The following is a 17,536-nucleotide window of genomic DNA, read 5'->3' on the forward strand; positions in this document are numbered from 1 at the left end:
ATGAACGAACCGTCTTTAGAAAAAAGAAACGGCATGGAGATATCAAATATATCAATGGTCGTCATCGACTGTCGTGTTAAGAGGTGTTAACTCTTTATTTTTCTTAATTTTTACAACGCCAATCATTCCCGTGGAAATAATGAAGGCAGACATCGCTAAAAAAGAGCTTAACAATCCCACAAGCGCCAAAAATCCAGCAATAAAGCCAGACATTGCTTCCGCAGAGTTCGCTAAAGTTGAAAAGGTTCCAAAACTCTTACCAAAATCTTCACGACGAGAATATAATTGAATAGCTGAAACTAAACCAATATCCACAAAGGCACCAATAAATCCTAAAACAAACGCTAACACGAGAAGGAATTTTAAATAAATTTCTGCAGCTAAGGGCATAACAAACAGAATAACCCCATAAAGAAGCCAAAATACCATGAGCTTCAACGATGTAATATTTAATATAATTTTATGATATAACAAACCACCAACAATAGTTCCAACAGCCATGAGAGAAAAAATATAACTCACAAGGCTCTCCTCTCCCCCTATAGAGAGAACAAAAGCTGGAATTAAAAATCTTAAAATAGCACCCGTAAAGAGAATAGCAAACGACGATCCAACCAGCGTAATAAATAAATGTTTATTTTCAGTAGAAATATATTTAAGATATGAAGCTGTTTCTCGATAAATTTTTATAAAATTGAATGATTTATTCTCGCTTGAATTTAAATTCATGAGATTAAATAACACGATAATAGATATAAAATAGGTAAAAAAATCAAAAATGAGTACTGCCGATTTATTTGCTAAAAAAAGCAGTAGGGAACAAACCAAAGGTCCAATGACGGCTGCAGTTTCCATGATAATTTGAGCAATGCTATTGGCCTTTGTAAGATCTTTTATTGAAAACATTCTGGGAATAGCAGCTTGAAAACTTGGTTGGAAAATACTTCTTCCTATCGTTGTACATATTGCTGCAACAATAAGAACAATGATATGTGCCGTACCTGTTATAGTGGTTATAAAAACGAATAATGAAGCTAATAATCTAACAACTTCACTTAAGATCATATTTTTCTTCAAAGAAAAATTATCCGCTAACCAACCTCCTATAGGGCCAAAAAAGAGAAAAGGGATAAATCGAAAAAAATACACAAGACCTATAAAAAAGGTGTTATCTGTTAATTCTAAGACCAGTAAAACAAAAACAACTTCATAAGCATAATCACCAACTTTAGAAATAAAGAGAGAGCAAAAAAGAGCTAAAGGACTCTTTTTTAAAAATAAATTCATACCAACCATCCAATGTTAAACTTTTCTACACTTAAAGTTACACTTCCTTCGATACAATTGGTGATATGAACTTCAGAAGAGTCTTTTATTCTAATAAATCACTTAATAAGTTAAGTGAAAATTTTTAAAGAAATACTCCTCTTGATATAAGCATTTAGACCAATATCAAGTAATATATTAATTTTTCTTTCTTATTTGCTTTAAAAAAGAAAGAATGTAAAAATTATGAGATCAAAATCTGCTATATTATTATATTGACTTCCAGCCCACGTCTCAAAGAATGAAAATTCCCAACCAGAACTAGTCTACAATCCCACGTCAAAAAGCAGCTTTCCCCACAAAATAAAGCTTACACCCAACCACTCCTCAAACGACAGCACTTCGTCAGGCTCAACAAATCAAGCCCTCTCTCCTTAAACCACCATCCTTCACGCATCTCTTTGCAATACCCGCCTTACCCACACTCTCCTCCTATCCATGCGCACTCTCTTCATTCTCCATTCCCCTTTTTCTCTCCCATCACACACTTAACAACTGAACACCCCTCTTCCTCTAAACTTTCCCCTCCATTCACGAAAACACTTCCCCCAATCCTTCTCACTCCTCCATACCATGACAAAAAACATGCCCAATATGAATTGGTGAATATTTCGTCTTTTTTGTAGATAGAATTACTTATAGGTAACAGTTTTAACATCATAGCTGGGTACATACTGTTAACATCATATACTTCAATTCCATTATATATATGTCCCCCTGTCTTGATTAAAAAAACAAAGCCACCTTTATATGCATTTCTTAATATCTCATCATCATTTAATTCTAAAGTAGGTGTTAAAAAAGTTGCTTTTGTAATTTCCGATAAATTGTTCATTACAGGGCTTGGTAAAGTATCGTATTTTTTTAAAGTATCCTTTTTTAATAAAATGTCTTTAAACCATATCTTTTATGATATCATCTTCAGCTTTTGAGAAATTATTTTTTAAATCAGTCTTTTAGCACTGCTCTCTTTAACAATATTTCTTTTTAAATTAGTTATTATATTTATTGTAGTGAATTAACTGATTTTCAGTTTCTGGATACGCTTTAAAATAAAAAGCACTATTTGGAATTGATTCATTATATTTATGGGCACAAACAGCAAAGTTTTCTTTTTTTGTTTAAACTTTTTTTCTGCTTGCCATTTTTTTAATTCTCTGCTAGCTTCACACACATTCTTAGTAGTGACGGTTTCCGAAGGTGCGATTTCCTCCATCGCCTTTATACCTAATGAAGTACTAAGATATGAATGTGCATAATTTATACGTTTTTTTAAGTTTTGCAGATCAGTTTTTTTGACATTGTTTACCCCAATGTTGAGAATTTTTTCCGCTATTGAAGCCCTCTGTTCCCGCAGAGGGCTTATTTTTATAATAAGGTGACAAGTATAACTTGTATCATCTATTTTTTCTTGTAATAAATTAATAAATTTTTTCACCATTAAAACATCTGTTTAAAATTTCATAATCTTTAAACTCATAAGTTTTTTGTTTCTGGATTAGAAAATTGAACTTGCATTCTTATTTTAAAGTCAAGTCTCATTAGCAATACCGTGTATTTTATTACATAGTAAGCTCTATTATCGTTACTAGATTTAGTTAATTTTACTGATAAAATTAGGCCCATATTTTGACTGGTGGTTCCAAATTTAGAGACAATATCAAAAAATCTCGAATAGCTGTTCTTGCTATGACAAATAGAACTTTTTTATCATCAAAATACAGAACTGTTTGTACAGTATTAGTCTTTTTGTCTAAACTAAGAAGTTCTGCTTTACCTGCTGAATAACCTAGTACTTTAAATTTAAAATCAGCTTAACTATACATAAATCCATAAATCTTTCGCATCATTTTACGGATATACGTTTTTACGCTTTTACACATTCACAGAATAAAGCCAAACGAAACTTCCAAACCACCACTCCGCACTGCTCTGTAAACACGGGTCTGTAAACGAACAAAGCTTTTTGCCTAGTACCCCTTACAGTCTTCAGACACCCCCCTCAAACGACAACACTTCATCAGGCTCAATAACTCAAACCCTGCCCTCAAATATTCCAGCTTTTCACTCCCCCTCAAAGAGCAGTGTTTTACGGCACAATAGAATAGAAAATTTTTGATTTTTCTTGCCAAGCTTCTGAAATTACTTTAACTTAAAGTGTAATTTTGGTCGTATACGCGACGATCAATAGAGAACTGAAAGCCCGAAACCTCGATACATAAGAATGAACCCACTTTTGTGGGTGTCCCGGGATTCCGGGAGATTTTGCTATGTCCAGGTGCTTCCCAGCACTAAAAGCAAAAAGCTGATTAAGCTCAGTACTTTTAGACTCCCGGAATACCAATGCGAGGGCGCTCGCAACCGGAGGGGGGCTTGAAGTGCCAACTAAAAATCCACATTTTATCGACATTTTGATAGGCAAAAGAATCCGTCACAGACGCATTGCCATGAGGCTTTCTCAAAAAGCATTAGGAAACTATTTAGGTGTCAGTTTTCAACAAATCCAAAAATATGAAAAAGGCTTCAATCGTGTAAGCGCAGGGTGTTTACTCAAAATCGCCCAAAAACTAGAAGTTCCTATGAACTTTTTTTATGCCGATATTGCCACAAAAGAAGATCTTTCAACAAAAGAAAATGCCTCACACCACGATCAAGAAACATACAGCGAAAAAGAACACACCCTTTTAAAAAACTTTAGAGAGCTCAAAGCGAAAAAACAAAAAGCAATCTTGTGGCTAATTTCTGATTAAGCAACAGCGCAACGATCAACGTTATTCCATTCATATTCCCCTAAGTCAAATTCAAACCACCACCCCACAGCCCCTTCAAAGAGCGATGTTTATGGCATAATAGAATAGAAAATTTTTGATTTTTCTTGCCAATTTTCTGAAATTACTTTATCACTTAAAGTGTAATTTTGGTCGTCTACGCAACGATCAATAGGGATTAAAAACCCGAAGACTTGACACATAAATTTATCCCGCTTTGCGGGTATCCCGGAATTCCGGGAGATTTTGCTATGTCCAGGTGCTTTAGCACTAAAAGCAAAAAGCTGAGTCAAGTCAGTGTTTTTAACTCCCGGAATACCAATGCGAGGGCGCTCGCAACCGGAGGGGGGCTTGAAGTGCCAACTAAAAATCCACATTTTATCGACATTTTGATAGGCAAAAGAATCCGTCACAGACGCATTTCAATAGGGCTTTCCCAAAAAGAATTAGGGAGCCATTTAGGTGTCAGTTTCCAACAAATCCAAAAATATGAAAAAGGCTTCAATCGTGTAAGCGCAAAATGTTTGCTCGAAATCGCCCAAAAACTAGATGTCCCCGTAAACTTCTTTTATGCAGACCTTGCCACAAAAGAAGATCTTTCAACAAAAGAAACTCTCTTACACCACGATCAAGAAACCTATAGCGAAAAAGAACACACCCTTTTAAAAAACTTTAGAGAACTCAAAGCGAAAAAACAAAAAGCAATCTTGTGGCTAATTTCTGATTAAGCAACAGCGCAACGATCAACGTTATTCCATTCATATCCCCCCCTTAAGTCAAATTCAAACCAGCTTCCCCTCAAACAACAGCACTTCATCAGGCTCAATAACTCAAGCTCTGCCCTCAAATATTCTAGCACACCACACCCCTTCAAAGAGCAATGTTTTATGGAAGGGAGGATAATCAGCTGCATTTTTGTTGTCACTTATAATTTTCCAATGACTTTTGAATGCCTCAATTAGTCTTTTTATAGCACTTTTACTCTTTTTAAAGCTTCTTTCTCTGCTTCTTCTTTTAACTTCATGCCATTGGCGCTTTCGTACCTTTTTATTGTTTTTTCAATCTGATCATCAGTCCCTGCTTTAAAGACAATCATTGTTTCAAACGGACGAAATAATGACGATTGCGAAATATGAAACAAGATATTCGTACGCAAATTGCTTGGATCAAAATCGCTATACCTTTTTATTTTTAAGTCATCGATAGATATCGCTTTTTTTGACATGGCAAGACCAATAACATCGCTATTTCTCTCACCAAAATTTTGTACTTTTAAAAGGTTATTTTTAGCGTCATCAACTGTCGATATATTCATGACTTCGTCAAGAACTAGAGCATTTATATCAAATTGAGCATTGCTGACAAAAATGAATATAAGATCACGCAAAGAACAAGCTTTTTGAAAATAACAAGCATTGTACAAACGTGAGCGAATCCCAAGACATCCGACTGCTTGTCGAATGATTTTTATAGCGAGCTCATATGATTTTTCATCTAAACGAAGATCACGAATGTCTGGAATGTAGATTTCTTGTGTTTCTTGTAACGGTGCAACTTCACTGTTTAATGCACGATCAATAAGCTTTTCTAACCAATTGTAACTCTCACTATTATCCTGCTCTCTGACAGACGATCTAATCTCTTCTAAAAGATTGTCCAGCCCATACTCTTCTCTAAAAGCACGCTCTCTTCGATCACACGTCATCGTAAATGTATGGGTATTTTCTCGTTTGTCCGGTATAGATGATGCGTCAATTTCTGGATCATTCACTTTAAATGGATCAACGCTTTCTCCACTTTTAACAGGTATCGAATGCTCACCTCTAATAGTATCAGAAATTCTCTCCCCTTGCTTCTCCCTAAAAGAAAAGCCTTGTTCAAGAAACATCTTTAATGGATTGGAATCGTCCGGTGTTAACGGCATATCCCGTATTAAAAAGTCCAAAATTTCCTGTTGAAGCTTATCATCACTTATTAACGAATCTTTCCTATCCTCATAGAAATCCTTTAAGCCTTTTGGAATACGCCGATTGCAACTCTTAACTTCCTTTGCAAACCAGCTGTTAATTAATTCCTTGTTTGTGGCTAAGTTTGTGGCTAATTTCATGAGATTATACCCCCCGCTTAAATTTCAAATGATCCTTTTTATCAATAAATCCAAATACAGTTTTTATTAAAACTCTTGAAAAAAGTTCATTATCTTTTTGTTTTACTTAGTATTTACCATATTATAGTTTATTGGCAAATAAGTAAAGTAAAGTAAAATCAATTAAGATATAAATGATATTTTTAATATACACCTTCACTTAAACTTGCTTTTATAACAACGAATAGCGAAAATTTTAACCAAAAACAGGTTAGGGGTCTTGTTTTTAAGTCTTTATCTTGATTAAAAAACTGCAAAGGAGCAAACTTGATTGTGCAGATAATCATGCTTCATTATCTACGAGCCACTAACAAGAGTGCAATCAATCAAACAGTTTTAAAAAACTTTTAGCAAAATTTTAAAGCAGAAAAACGCATATCACCGAAAAAAATGAGAGAGCAGTGCATTTTACGCATCCTCCACCTTTTGCTTAAACAGCAAAACTCCAACCCATCGTCAAAATATCTTCGTCTAAAATCCCCCATGCCACAGATCAGCCCCCTCAAAGAGCAATATTTTACGGCGAATAAACGGCATTTCTCTTTAACGCTTTTACCCACAAAGCAATAAAGCAATCCCGCTTGTGACTTCACTTATAACATTGCAAGAAAATAGCTTTCACGACAAACAGAAGTAAAAGAATCCTACGATATTCGAGAACGCTCATTTAACATGCAAAAAAACCGACCACTCCCTTTGCTTTGCAATAAAACACCCCGCCTGTCTCATCGTGAATTTTTCTAAATCAGCATGCCTCAAAGAGCGGTGTTTTATCACATAATAGGATTATCACCGCTCTTTATAGCGTGAATTTCTCCACACTTAATCTTCAGGCAAAAATTCCAACCGATCGCCTTGTTTTGTAATTTTCACCGTTGATTCATCGTGAATTTTTCCAAACAAGATATTTTCCGCCAGTGGATCTTGAATTTCTTTTTGGATAATCCGTTTAAGCGGACGCGCACCATAGAGCGGATCATAGCCTTTATCGGCAAGAAATTTTCTCACCTCTGGCTCGATTTGCAAAGTTATTTTGCGTTCATTGAGCAAATTTTGCAAATGTTCTATCTGAATATCGACGATCGCTTCCATATCGTGACGTTGCAGCCTTTGAAAGAGAATAATCTCATCAATACGGTTTAAAAACTCCGGACGGAAAGCCGCTTTCACGACATTCATAACATCATTTTTTGCCTGATCGGTTGTTTGTCCTTCAGGCAAAGCGGTTAAAAATTCAGCACCAAGATTAGAAGTCATAATCAGCAAGGTATTGCGAAAATCGACGGTACGTCCTTGACTATCGGTCAAACGTCCCTCATCCAACACTTGTAGCAAGAGATTAAAGATATCCGGATGTGCTTTTTCAATTTCGTCAAACAGAATAACCTGATAAGGTCTTCTACGTACGGCTTCGGTCAGCACCCCACCTTCTTCATATCCAACATATCCAGGTGGCGCCCCAATCAGCCGCGCCCCAGCATGCTTTTCCATATATTCCGACATATCGATGCGCAACATGGCATTAGAGTCTTGGAACAGAAAAGCAGCAAGTGCTTTGGTTAATTCGGTTTTTCCCACACCGGTAGGACCCAAAAACATGAAAGAGCCAAGCGGGCGATTGGGATCTTGCAACCCTGCGCGCGCACGACGTACAGCGCGAGAAACAGCTTGCACAGCCTCTCCCTGCCCAATCACACGTTTGCTAATTTCATCTTCCATCCGCAACAGCGCCTCCCGTTCTGCCTCCAGCATCCGATCAACAGGAATACCGGTCCAGCGCGAAACAATCCGTGCCACATGTTCAGCAGTAACCGTCTCTTCAACGAGATGATTTTGTTGATCATCATTTTCCGCGATGCTCAATTGTTTTTCGAGTTCAGGGATAACACTATAAGCGAGCTCTCCAGCGCGTTGGAATTGTCCGTCACGTTGTGCAATAGCCAAAGCATTACGGGCTTCTTCGAGTTGTTTTTTCAAATCAGCAGCATGCCCTAATTTTTGTTTCTCAGCCTGCCAAGCCGTTGTCATCTCAGCGGACTGTTGTTCCAATGTTTTCAGTTCCTCCTGCACATTTTTCAAACGTTCTTTTGCTGTTGGCTCGACATCTGTTTTCAAAGCTTCCCGTTCGATCTTCAACTGTAAAATACGCCGATCAACAGCATCGAGTTCTTCCGGCTTTGAATCGACCTGCATGCGCAACCGCGCCGCCGCTTCATCGATAAGGTCAATAGCTTTATCCGGCAAGAAACGATCCGTAATATAGCGGTTAGACAAACGCGCCGCCGCAATCAAAGCACTATCTGCCAAGCGCACTTTGTGATGTTGTTCATATTTTTCTTTAATACCGCGCAAAATAGAGATAGTATCCTCTAAAGAGGGTTCCGGTACAAAGACAGGCTGAAAGCGGCGTGCAAGAGCAGCATCTTTTTCAACATATTTTCGATATTCATCGAGCGTAGTAGCCCCCACACAATGGAGCTCTCCGCGTGCAAGAGCAGGCTTTAACAAGTTAGAAGCATCCATAGGCCCGTCAGATTTTCCAGCCCCCACGAGATTATGCAATTCATCGATAAACAAAATGATCTGCCCATTTTCAGCTTGCACCTCTGCCAGCACCGCTTTAAGGCGCTCTTCGAATTCCCCACGATATTTTGCACCAGCGATAAGCGCTCCCATATCCAGCGCATGAAGCTGTTTATCACGCAAGGTTTCAGGCACATCACCATTAACAATGCGCAATGCCAACCCTTCCACGATAGCTGTTTTCCCCACCCCTGGTTCACCAATAAGCACAGGATTATTTTTGGTCCGCCGTGAAAGCACCTGAATAGTGCGGCGGATTTCCTCTTCCCGCCCAATAACAGGATCCAGTTTTCCTTCACGGGCATCTTTTGTCAAATCACGAGCATATTTTTGCAAAGCATCATATTGGCTTTCGGCATGGGGGCTTGTTGCTGTTTTTCCCTTCCGCAAATCATTAATAGCCTCATTAAGCGCCTGCGCTGTCAACCCTCCGCTTGTAAGAATATCAGCAGTTTTTGCGGTCTTTTCCATGATCAGCGCTTGCAACACACGCTCCACAGTCACAAATTGATCACCAGCTTTTTTCGCCAGATCTTCCGCTATGTTAAAGACTTTTGCCAACGGCTGAGAGAGATAGAGCTGTCCATTTCCCCCTTGCACTTTAGGCAAAGCATCAAGCGCTTCGTTAAGCGCCTTTCGAATAAGAGTAAGATCACCACCCGCTTTTTGTATCAGTGATGCTGCCAATCCTTGAGAATCGTCTAACAACACTTTCAACAGATGCTCCGGCAAAAACTGCTGATGATCAGAAGCAAGGGCACCACTTTGTGCTGATTGTAAAAAACCCTGCACGCGTTCGCTATATTTTTCCAAGTTCATTTTTTTTCCTTAAATCTCAAGCCACCACCGCACTTTAAATTCCCCCAACATTCCACAAAAGAGACATCTTCAAAGGACCAACCACCCCCCACAAAACACCGCAAATGATGCCACATGAAGAAGAACCGTAGTGCTAAAAAGAATATGGGTCCTCACAAGCCCTATAGCAAGAGGGAGAGAAAGGCACACTGTCATTATTTAAATAAAAACTGCAACTCCCCTATAACCCCACCATCACAGCCTCACCATCACAGCCCTCACCAGCACAGCCCCACCAGCAAAGCCTCACCATCACACACTTAACAACTTAACACCCCTCTTCCTCCCAACTTCCCCTCCATTCACAGCACTCTTTCCCCCATTTATCTCACCCCATTCCCCGCCAGACAAAAGCCCAACATGACCCCAAAACACGCACAATGCATAAATCCATAAGTCCTCCACTTCACTTTTACGGATATACATTTTTACGCTTTTACATCTTTACAGAACGTAAGCCAACGAAACTTCCAAACTATCGCCCCGCACACCGCTTTGTAAACACTGGTCTGTAAACAATCCAGCTTCTTATCTAAGGAAGGACTACTGATCACTTCATATAATTATCACCACCCCCCAAAAGACGCACTTCATCAGACAAGGCAGTTAAGTCCAGCCTAAAATATTCCCTTACACACTCTTCTCCAACCAACGCGCTTAACACCCCTCTTCCTCCCAACTTCCCCGCTCCATTCACAAATGCGTCCCCCCATTTATCTCACCACATTCCATGCCAGACAAAAGCCCAACATGACCCAAAACACGCACAATGCATAAATCCACAAATCCTCCACTTCACTTTTACAGATTCACATTTTTACGCTTTTACATTATTACAGAACAAAGCTAAAGGAAAGGTTCACCACCCCACGCTGCTCTATAAACAATAGTCTATAAACGAACAAAGCTTTTTGCCTAATCCCCTTACAGTCTTCAGACACCCCTCCTCAAACGACAGCACTTCCTCAGACTCAACAAATCAAGCCCTATCATGAATATTCTAGCTCTTCCCCCCTAAAAGAGCGATGTTTTATGGCATAACAGAATAAAAAATATTTTTGATTTTTCTTGCCAATATACTGAAATTACTTTATCACTGAAAGTGTAATTTTAGTCGTCTACGCACCGATCAAGAGGGAAGACAAGCCCTAAGCTCTAGCGTAAAAACGAACCCGCTTTGCGGATATCTTGAGTTTCCGGGAGTTTTTGCTATGTCCAAGTGTTCTCAACACTAAAAGCAAAAAACTGACTCGGATTCAGTACTTTTAGACTCCCGGAATACCAATGCGAGGGCGCTCGCAACCGGAGGGGGGCTTGAAGTGCCAACTAAAAATCCAAATTTTATCGACATTTCTGATTAAGCAAAAAACGCGATTTATAATCCATATTTCACACTTGTTTAAAAAGTACCCAATCTTATAGCCTTTGAAATTATTTTCATTTTTCTTGCCAATCTTCTGAAATTGCCTTATCATTTAAAGTGTGATTTTGATCGTCCACGCAACGGTCAAGAGGGAAGACAAGCCCTAAGCTCTAGCGTAAAAACGAACCCGCTTTACGGATATCTTGAGATTTCGGGAGTTTTTGCTATGTCCAAGTGCGATGAGCACTAAAAGCAAAAAGCTGATTTAGGTTCAGTATTTTGACTCTCGGAATACCAATGCGAGGGCGCTCGCAACCGGAGGGGGGGCTTGAAGTGCCAACTAAAAATCCACATTTTATCGACATTTTGATAGGCAAAAGAATCCGTTACAGGCGCATTTCAATAGGACTTTCCCAAAAAGCATTAGGAAGCCATTTAGGCGTCAGTTTTCAACAAATCCAAAAATACGAAAAAGGCTTCAATCGTGTAAGTGCCAAATGTTTACTGGAAATCGCCCAAAAACTAGATGTCCCCGTGAACTTTTTTTATGCAGACATTGCCACAAAAGAAGATATTCCTACAAAAGAAAATCTTTCAATACATGCCCCACACCATGATCAAGAAACCTATAGCGAAAAAGAACAGGCACTTTTAAAAAATTTTAGAGAGCTCCAGCCGAAAAAACAAAAAGCAATCTTATGGTTAATTTCTGATTAAGCAAAAATGCAACGATCAATATATCCTCCCCCCCTGCCTAAAATTTCCCATACCTGATATCACCACATCCCTCAAACAATACTGTTTTATGACATATTGATTTTTCTTGCCAATTTTCTGAAATTACTTTATCACTTAAAGTGTAATTTTGGTCGTCTACGCAGCGATCAAGAGGGAACTGAAAGCCCTAAGCTCTAGCGTAAAAATGAACCCACTCTTGTGGGTGTCCCGGGGTTCCGGGAGATTTTGCTATGTCCAGGTGCTTTAAGCACTAAAAGCAAAAAGCTGACTAGAGCTCAGTACTTTCAGACTCCCGGAATACCAATGCGAGGGCGCTCGCAACCGGAGGGGGGCTTGAAGTGCCAACTAAAAATCCACATTTTATCGACATTTTGATAGGCAAAAGAATTCGCCACAGGCGCATTTCAATAGGACTTTCCCAAAAAGCATTAGGAAGCCATTTAGGCGTCAGTTTTCAACAAATCCAAAAATACGAAAAAGGCTTCAATCGTGTAAGTGCCAAATGTTTACTGGAAATCGCCCAAAAACTAGAAATTCCCGTGAACTTTTTTTATGCAGACCTTGCCACAAAAGAAAATCTTTCAATACATGCCCCACACCATGATCAATGCACCTATAGCGAAAAAGAACACACCCTTTTAAAAAATTTTAGAGACCTCCAGCCAAAAAAACAAAAGGCAATCTTATGGTTAATTTCTGATTAGGAAAAAATGCAACGATCAATATATCCTCCCCCCCTGCTTAAAATTTCCCATACCTGATATCCCCCCCAAAGAGTGATGTTTTACAGCATGATAAGATAATTCACGCTATAGCTCGTTTTCTGTTTCTGTTATTGCTTTAAGCCAAGCTGCTTGAGGATCAGCGACTGGGGTTTAAAGTTTGACTATTCGTAGCAAAGCAGAGTCACACAAAAATGACATTGTTGCTCAAAACCATGCCCCCTATTGAGTTTACGAGACAGTGGAACAGTGTCAAGAAGGCAAAGCCCCGAAAAAAAACATATGAGCGGTTAAGTAAAAATCAAAAATTGAATCTATAACGTTGAAAAAGCTTCCCGATGCTGGATTATTCCCGTGCCCCCTGAATCTCAGAAAAATGATTTAAAATACATGTTTCGTTGATGAGCCAATCATTGAGAACGAACAATTGACAAAGAACGGTTCACCAATATCCTGATAGCCAATAAACAGAATAATCCACTCAATCCAGAAAGAAGGAACAATTTTCCAGCCGAAGTGTGACCTAAAACAAACGCTCCAACAAAGGGCGCCACCAACATAGCTAAATTTTGTATAGACTGCACCCATCCAGAAGCCACCCCAATCTGTTCATTGAAATTGCTTACCAGATAAACATTAGAAGATATGGAAAAGTAAGCGCTCACCATTCCAATAAGAAAAAAACAGAACAACAAAGTCTCAATACGGAGTAAATCAAAGTAAAAAAAGCACACTGAGATCATGACAAAACCAATCATTGATGACATTGCCGGCATTAACAACTCCGATATTTTGCCTGTAAGGGGTTTATGCTTTGATTGTTTCACACGCCAAAACCCATAGAGAAAATTACCAATCGCCGAAGCCGATACCAACATCCCAAGAGCTTGTTTATTCATTTTCATTACACTAAGAATAACGGGCAACTGATTATTCACCATAAAGATCATGGCAAAATACACAAATATCACCGCCACATAGGCATACCAAGTTGTCCCATAAAGCCTCTGCTGTGCTTGCGTGGTATTCGCTTTTTTTATTCTTAGCGACGAGACAGGTTGTGCACCAATAAAACAAAACACGATAAAGCCTAGCAATGTCAGAAATCCAGAAAACAATAAAGTATATGTATCTGACAAAAATGCAGAGAGAGCACTACCCAAAGCAGGTCCTATCATCTTCGCCATGCTATTGATCATATTAAGCACAGAATAGTAACGAGTCCGTCCGTTTTCAGGCACCGAATTTGCACTAAGAACGGAAATTGCAGGCATGGCGACACTATTGAATGTCGCTCGAATAACTGCCAATATAATAAATCCTTGCAGACTCGTCGCCAGCAATAAACCGACAGTACATAGCGCCCGTAACAGCAGTGACCCCCGCAGCCAATGGATCATAGAACGATGACTTACCAACATTCCAATTGGCTTAGACAGAACGATACCAGGTAATAATGTTGCCGCTCCAATAAAAGCGACATCATATTGATCAGCTTTCCAGATGAACACAGATACGGTCAAAATCACGATATAATCAATCCAGCCCCCAAATGACACCATACCATTACCCAGCAAAAGCACCAACAAGCGATTGTTTGCTGCCCCATCTCTTTGCACCAAAACACGCACCCCTCTTTTTCCTTAGCAATACTTTAGCAATATTGATTGGATGATCAATCTTGCCTCACACCCTAAAGACATCAACAACTTTCACGCAACAAAGCACCAGCAAACGATTGTTTGCTGCCCCATCTATTTGCACCAAAACACGCGCCCTTCTTTTTCCTTAGCCATACCTCAGCAATACTGATGAGATGATCAATTCTTCCCTCACACCCTAAAGACATTATCGACCTCCCCGCAACAAAGAAATTTATAATGATCCATGGGAACCACTGGTGCTAAGTCTTAGATATGTATTAACACTTCCACCATTGATTGAACTTAATCTGCATCTCTACGAACCACGACAATAAGCAAGCCGTTAATCCAACCCTTGAATCCATTTACGATAATCCCGCGTACCCCCTTAAGCTCCAACACAAAAAACGCTCTGAGCATTCTCTCCTCAAGAGGACTCTTTATTCTTCCTCATCACTTTTCTGCGGCGGGGGCGGTAAAATATAAGCGCCAGAAAGCCAACGATTAAGATCAATGGCTCGGCACCGTGTGGAACAAAAAGGATAGGCGTTTTGTTGTGCCATCTGACCACAAATCGGACAAGGATGCGGAGGGCGAGTCTCTTTTTGCAAATTGAGCTCTTTTTTTTCTTGGCGCACCTTTGTCATTTGCTCCTTCATTAGTTTTTCTTCTGTTCCTTTTTTTTCATTTTGGCTTTTCTCTTTTTTTTGGTTTTCACCTTGCATTGATCTTGCCTTAAAGTTTTTCTAATGCGTTTCTTCAGCCCAGTGCGTAAAAAGCGGATAGTGATAAGCGGTCAAGAGATCGGCTGTTTCAGCCAACGGTAAACCAACCACATTGGAATAAGAACCCCTGATATAGACAACAAAAGCACCGGCTTTTCCCTGAATAGCGTAGCCACCCGCTTTCCCTTGCCATTCTCCTGAAGCAAGGTAAGCCTTCATCACAGCAGGGGTTAAGCGTCTAAAACGGACACGACTTTCAACCAATTTTACGGTTTTTTTCCCCTTTTCATTCAAGGCACAAATAGCGCCATAGACCTTATGCGCCCGCCCCGAAAGGTATCGCAAACATTCATAAGCCTCGTCTTCACCCTCTGGTTTAGGGAGAATGGTGCGCCCCACAGCCACCACCGTATCAGCAGCCAAGATAATCATTTTCTGTTGAGGTAATTCTTCTTGAGCATTCTGATTGTACCAGCGCAAAATTTCTTGGGCTTTCAGGGCTTTTTCTTTTGCCAAACGTTTGGCAAGGTTTGCAGGATGTTCTTTTAATTTTGGCGTTTCATCAATATCGCTTGCACAAACCTGCTGAGGATCAATCCCTATTTGTGCTAAGAGCGCTAAACGCCTTGGCGAAGCGGAAGCAAGCACCAAATGAATTTCTTCTGTAAGAGCATCTGCCAAACGTTTTTCCCCCCACTCTCTTATATTTTTCATTTCCACCCCTTCACAATCGACTTCCCTCTCACCCCTTTTAAACACCCCCTTTTACGCGACCCCCTTTAAGCGCCCCTTTTTAAGCACTCCCTTTTAAGAGCCCCTTTTTAAGCGCCATTAATCTCCTTGATCTTTTTCCGCATTAATTTTACAGTTTTTCAAGGCCATTCAAACACTCCCCTTTTTTCACTCATGAAAAGCAAGCTTAAAAACTGTTAAAAAATAATAGAAATAATATGATGGCTTTTACAAAAAAGCACAAGCCACCCCTAAAGCTACTTATAGCGATATGTAATGCGCCCTTTTGTCAAATCATAAGGTGTCATTTCCACCATGATTTTATCACCTGCCAACACGCGAATACGATTTTTTCGCATTCTACCAGCAGTATGCGCAATAATTTCATGATCATTTTCCAGTTTCACACGAAACATTGCGTTCGGTAAGAGTTCAGTAACGATACCAGAAAATTCTAAAACTTCTTCTTTTGACATAAACAAACATTTCCTTTACAGTGCACATTTTTGTTAAGCTGTGCGTTATTTCCAGCGTTCATACCCTATTTTCTTGAGTTTGTGAATAAAAATTCAACAAAAAGAGAAAGGTTTTTCAAGTTTACTCTCTCATGCGCTCAAAAAACATCACCCCACACATTTTGGCACAAAACTTTCTCTCCACCAATTTTACCCACCCATTTCCTCCAATTTTTATGATGATCTTGATTTCAGAGTGACGAGAAATTACGCTAAATTTTCTCCCCCTCAAGCATTTTCCCAACGCCTCTGACTTATCCTCCACCACTTACAAACAATCATCCTCCCTCCAACTTTTCCTCACCTTCTCCCTTCCACACCTTAAACATGCGCCCTTCAGATAAACACCACTCCCCACACCAAAAGCCCCCTCCTTTTCTCAAAAACCTCCTCCATTCTTCACGCAGCCTTCCACAACATCCTTCACCACCCCACACGCCACTCTCTATGCATTTCCCATACAGCCTTGCCCCATTTTTCCTCTCTCCACACATTTCCTCTAAGCCACTCCTTCCATTTATGTTGCTCTCCCTACCTTCGAAAACACGATCCCCATACATTGCGTATCATTAACCACAACGCCCCTAACGACATAAAGCCTTTTCCTTTTTTGCACATTTCCGTTTTCACGCTTTTACACATTTACAGAAAGCAACCAAATGAAACTTCCACCCCTCCCCACACCACTCTAAAAACAATACTCGACAACCCAGCTTCTTACCTACCCAACACCCCCTATAAACTTCAGATCCCCCCCCGCACTCCAGATCACCCCCTCAAATGACACCACTTCATTAAGGACCATAAGCCAAGCCTATCTCCTCACACCATCCTTCATGCATCCCCTTCGCACCACCGTCTCTTATCCCCCCCTTCTAATCTGTTCATTCCCATTCCCTACCCCCTCTCTTCTCTCTCATCAACGCACCCGCCTCTTCATCCCAGCTTTACCCCCCTTTATAGACCGCGTCACCCCCACACCCCAATCTTCCCTCCACTCCTCTCATCACATGCCATGCCATGATAAAATCACACACCACGCATAAAGTCGCACCTTCCTTTTTTGCACATTTCCGTTTTCACGCCTTTACACATTTACAGAAAGCAGCCAAACGAAACTTCCACCCCACCCCGCGCTACTCTAAAAACAATACTCGACAACCCAGCTTCTTACCTAGCCAACACCCCCTATAAACTTCAGATCCCCCCACGGACTTCAGATCACACCCCTCAAACGAGACTATTTCACCAGACCAGAAAAGGAAATCCAGCCTAAATATTCATCACACACTCTCACAAAAAACACCTTGATAAATTGATATGCCTGATACCACACCCCCTATAAGCTCCCCTTCTAATCATGATTTCGGAGCCGCGTGAGAGAGACAAAACAAGCCGTTAGGTTCTTGGGGTCAAG

16 protein-coding genes are annotated in these 17,536 nt (G+C 40.0%); 4 read left to right on the forward strand and 12 right to left on the reverse strand.

The window, feature by feature from the left end:
- Nucleotides 1–51 precede the first annotated feature (51 nt).
- From ACFIKJ_RS06765 to ACFIKJ_RS06775, 3 genes are all read right to left on the reverse strand, one after another.
- Entirely contained in the window at nucleotides 52–1,287 is a 1,236-nt protein-coding gene (locus ACFIKJ_RS06765) for an MFS transporter (protein WP_375625382.1), read from the reverse strand.
- Nucleotides 1,288–1,777: 490 nt separating this feature from the next.
- On the reverse strand, nucleotides 1,778–2,230 hold the full coding sequence (locus tag ACFIKJ_RS06770) for a DNA polymerase (protein WP_375626650.1): 453 nt from the start codon (nucleotides 2,228–2,230) through the stop codon (nucleotides 1,778–1,780).
- 114 nt (nucleotides 2,231–2,344) lie between these two features.
- Complete coding sequence (locus ACFIKJ_RS06775) at nucleotides 2,345–2,767, reverse strand: hypothetical protein (RefSeq protein ID WP_375625381.1); 423 nt, start codon at nucleotides 2,765–2,767, stop codon at nucleotides 2,345–2,347.
- A gap of 937 nt (nucleotides 2,768–3,704) precedes the next feature.
- Between ACFIKJ_RS06775 and ACFIKJ_RS06780 the strand changes: the two genes are divergently transcribed.
- Entirely contained in the window at nucleotides 3,705–4,076 is a 372-nt protein-coding gene (locus ACFIKJ_RS06780; RefSeq protein ID WP_375670365.1) for a helix-turn-helix domain-containing protein, read from the forward strand.
- A 374-nt stretch (nucleotides 4,077–4,450) separates the two neighbouring features.
- Nucleotides 4,451–4,822, forward strand: a complete 372-nt coding sequence (locus tag ACFIKJ_RS06785; RefSeq protein ID WP_375625379.1) for a helix-turn-helix domain-containing protein — start codon at nucleotides 4,451–4,453, stop codon at nucleotides 4,820–4,822.
- A gap of 239 nt (nucleotides 4,823–5,061) precedes the next feature.
- Here the strand turns inward: ACFIKJ_RS06785 and ACFIKJ_RS06790 are convergent, their stop codons facing one another.
- From ACFIKJ_RS06790 to ACFIKJ_RS06800, 3 genes are all read right to left on the reverse strand, one after another.
- Nucleotides 5,062–6,201, reverse strand: a complete 1,140-nt coding sequence (locus tag ACFIKJ_RS06790; protein WP_375670366.1) for a hypothetical protein — start codon at nucleotides 6,199–6,201, stop codon at nucleotides 5,062–5,064.
- Nucleotides 6,202–7,062: 861 nt separating this feature from the next.
- Entirely contained in the window at nucleotides 7,063–9,642 is a 2,580-nt protein-coding gene (gene clpB, locus ACFIKJ_RS06795) for an ATP-dependent chaperone ClpB (RefSeq protein ID WP_375670367.1), read from the reverse strand.
- Between the two features lie 589 nt (nucleotides 9,643–10,231).
- On the reverse strand, nucleotides 10,232–10,378 hold the full coding sequence (locus ACFIKJ_RS06800) for a hypothetical protein (protein WP_375625376.1): 147 nt from the start codon (nucleotides 10,376–10,378) through the stop codon (nucleotides 10,232–10,234).
- Between the two features lie 999 nt (nucleotides 10,379–11,377).
- Here ACFIKJ_RS06800 and ACFIKJ_RS06805 point away from each other — a divergent pair.
- Together ACFIKJ_RS06805 and ACFIKJ_RS06810 are read left to right on the forward strand one after the other, a co-directional pair.
- Nucleotides 11,378–11,761, forward strand: coding sequence for a helix-turn-helix domain-containing protein (locus tag ACFIKJ_RS06805; protein ID WP_375670368.1), 384 nt, complete (start codon nucleotides 11,378–11,380; stop codon nucleotides 11,759–11,761).
- Between the two features lie 359 nt (nucleotides 11,762–12,120).
- Complete coding sequence (locus ACFIKJ_RS06810) at nucleotides 12,121–12,486, forward strand: helix-turn-helix domain-containing protein (RefSeq protein WP_375670369.1); 366 nt, start codon at nucleotides 12,121–12,123, stop codon at nucleotides 12,484–12,486.
- 428 nt (nucleotides 12,487–12,914) lie between these two features.
- Here the strand turns inward: ACFIKJ_RS06810 and ACFIKJ_RS06815 are convergent, their stop codons facing one another.
- The 6 genes from ACFIKJ_RS06815 to ACFIKJ_RS06840 all read right to left on the reverse strand — a co-directional run bounded on the left by ACFIKJ_RS06815 (nucleotide 12,915) and on the right by ACFIKJ_RS06840 (nucleotide 16,556).
- On the reverse strand, nucleotides 12,915–14,123 hold the full coding sequence (locus ACFIKJ_RS06815; RefSeq protein WP_375670384.1) for an MFS transporter: 1,209 nt from the start codon (nucleotides 14,121–14,123) through the stop codon (nucleotides 12,915–12,917).
- Nucleotides 14,124–14,206: 83 nt separating this feature from the next.
- The gene (locus tag ACFIKJ_RS06820) at nucleotides 14,207–14,353 is read right to left on the reverse strand and encodes a hypothetical protein (RefSeq protein ID WP_375670370.1); all 147 of its coding nucleotides are present in this window, start codon (nucleotides 14,351–14,353) and stop codon (nucleotides 14,207–14,209) included.
- A gap of 234 nt (nucleotides 14,354–14,587) precedes the next feature.
- Entirely contained in the window at nucleotides 14,588–14,872 is a 285-nt protein-coding gene (gene yacG, locus ACFIKJ_RS06825; RefSeq protein WP_375626349.1) for a DNA gyrase inhibitor YacG, read from the reverse strand.
- Nucleotides 14,873–14,893: 21 nt separating this feature from the next.
- A complete protein-coding gene (locus tag ACFIKJ_RS06830) occupies nucleotides 14,894–15,586 on the reverse strand; it encodes a Maf family nucleotide pyrophosphatase (RefSeq protein ID WP_375648872.1) in 693 nt (230 codons plus the stop codon).
- Nucleotides 15,587–15,861: 275 nt separating this feature from the next.
- A complete protein-coding gene (gene infA / locus ACFIKJ_RS06835) occupies nucleotides 15,862–16,080 on the reverse strand; it encodes a translation initiation factor IF-1 (protein WP_004857577.1) in 219 nt (72 codons plus the stop codon).
- 317 nt (nucleotides 16,081–16,397) lie between these two features.
- The gene (locus ACFIKJ_RS06840) at nucleotides 16,398–16,556 is read right to left on the reverse strand and encodes a hypothetical protein (RefSeq protein WP_375626353.1); all 159 of its coding nucleotides are present in this window, start codon (nucleotides 16,554–16,556) and stop codon (nucleotides 16,398–16,400) included.
- Between the last annotated feature and the right edge of the window lie 980 nt (nucleotides 16,557–17,536).

This window comes from Bartonella sp. PS7NMGDW (assembly GCF_042193585.1).
Taxonomy (GTDB): Bacteria; Pseudomonadota; Alphaproteobacteria; order Rhizobiales; family Rhizobiaceae; genus Bartonella; species Bartonella grahamii.

Bases quoted from the DNA above. Each gene is read 5' to 3' on its own strand.
- ACFIKJ_RS06790 (WP_375670366.1), bottom strand. From the start codon at position 6,201: ATGAAATTAGCCACAAACTTAGCCACAAACAAGGAATTAATTAACAGC.
- ACFIKJ_RS06775 (WP_375625381.1), bottom strand. From the start codon at position 2,767: ATGGTGAAAAAATTTATTAATTTATTACAAGAAAAAATAGATGATACA.
- clpB (WP_375670367.1), bottom strand. From the start codon at position 9,642: ATGAACTTGGAAAAATATAGCGAACGCGTGCAGGGTTTTTTACAATCA.
- yacG (WP_375626349.1), bottom strand. From the start codon at position 14,872: ATGCAAGGTGAAAACCAAAAAAAAGAGAAAAGCCAAAATGAAAAAAAA.
- infA (WP_004857577.1), bottom strand. From the start codon at position 16,080: ATGTCAAAAGAAGAAGTTTTAGAATTTTCTGGTATCGTTACTGAACTC.
- ACFIKJ_RS06765 (WP_375625382.1), bottom strand. From the start codon at position 1,287: ATGAATTTATTTTTAAAAAAGAGTCCTTTAGCTCTTTTTTGCTCTCTC.
- ACFIKJ_RS06830 (WP_375648872.1), bottom strand. From the start codon at position 15,586: ATGAAAAATATAAGAGAGTGGGGGGAAAAACGTTTGGCAGATGCTCTT.
- ACFIKJ_RS06820 (WP_375670370.1), bottom strand. From the start codon at position 14,353: ATGTCTTTAGGGTGTGAGGGAAGAATTGATCATCTCATCAGTATTGCT.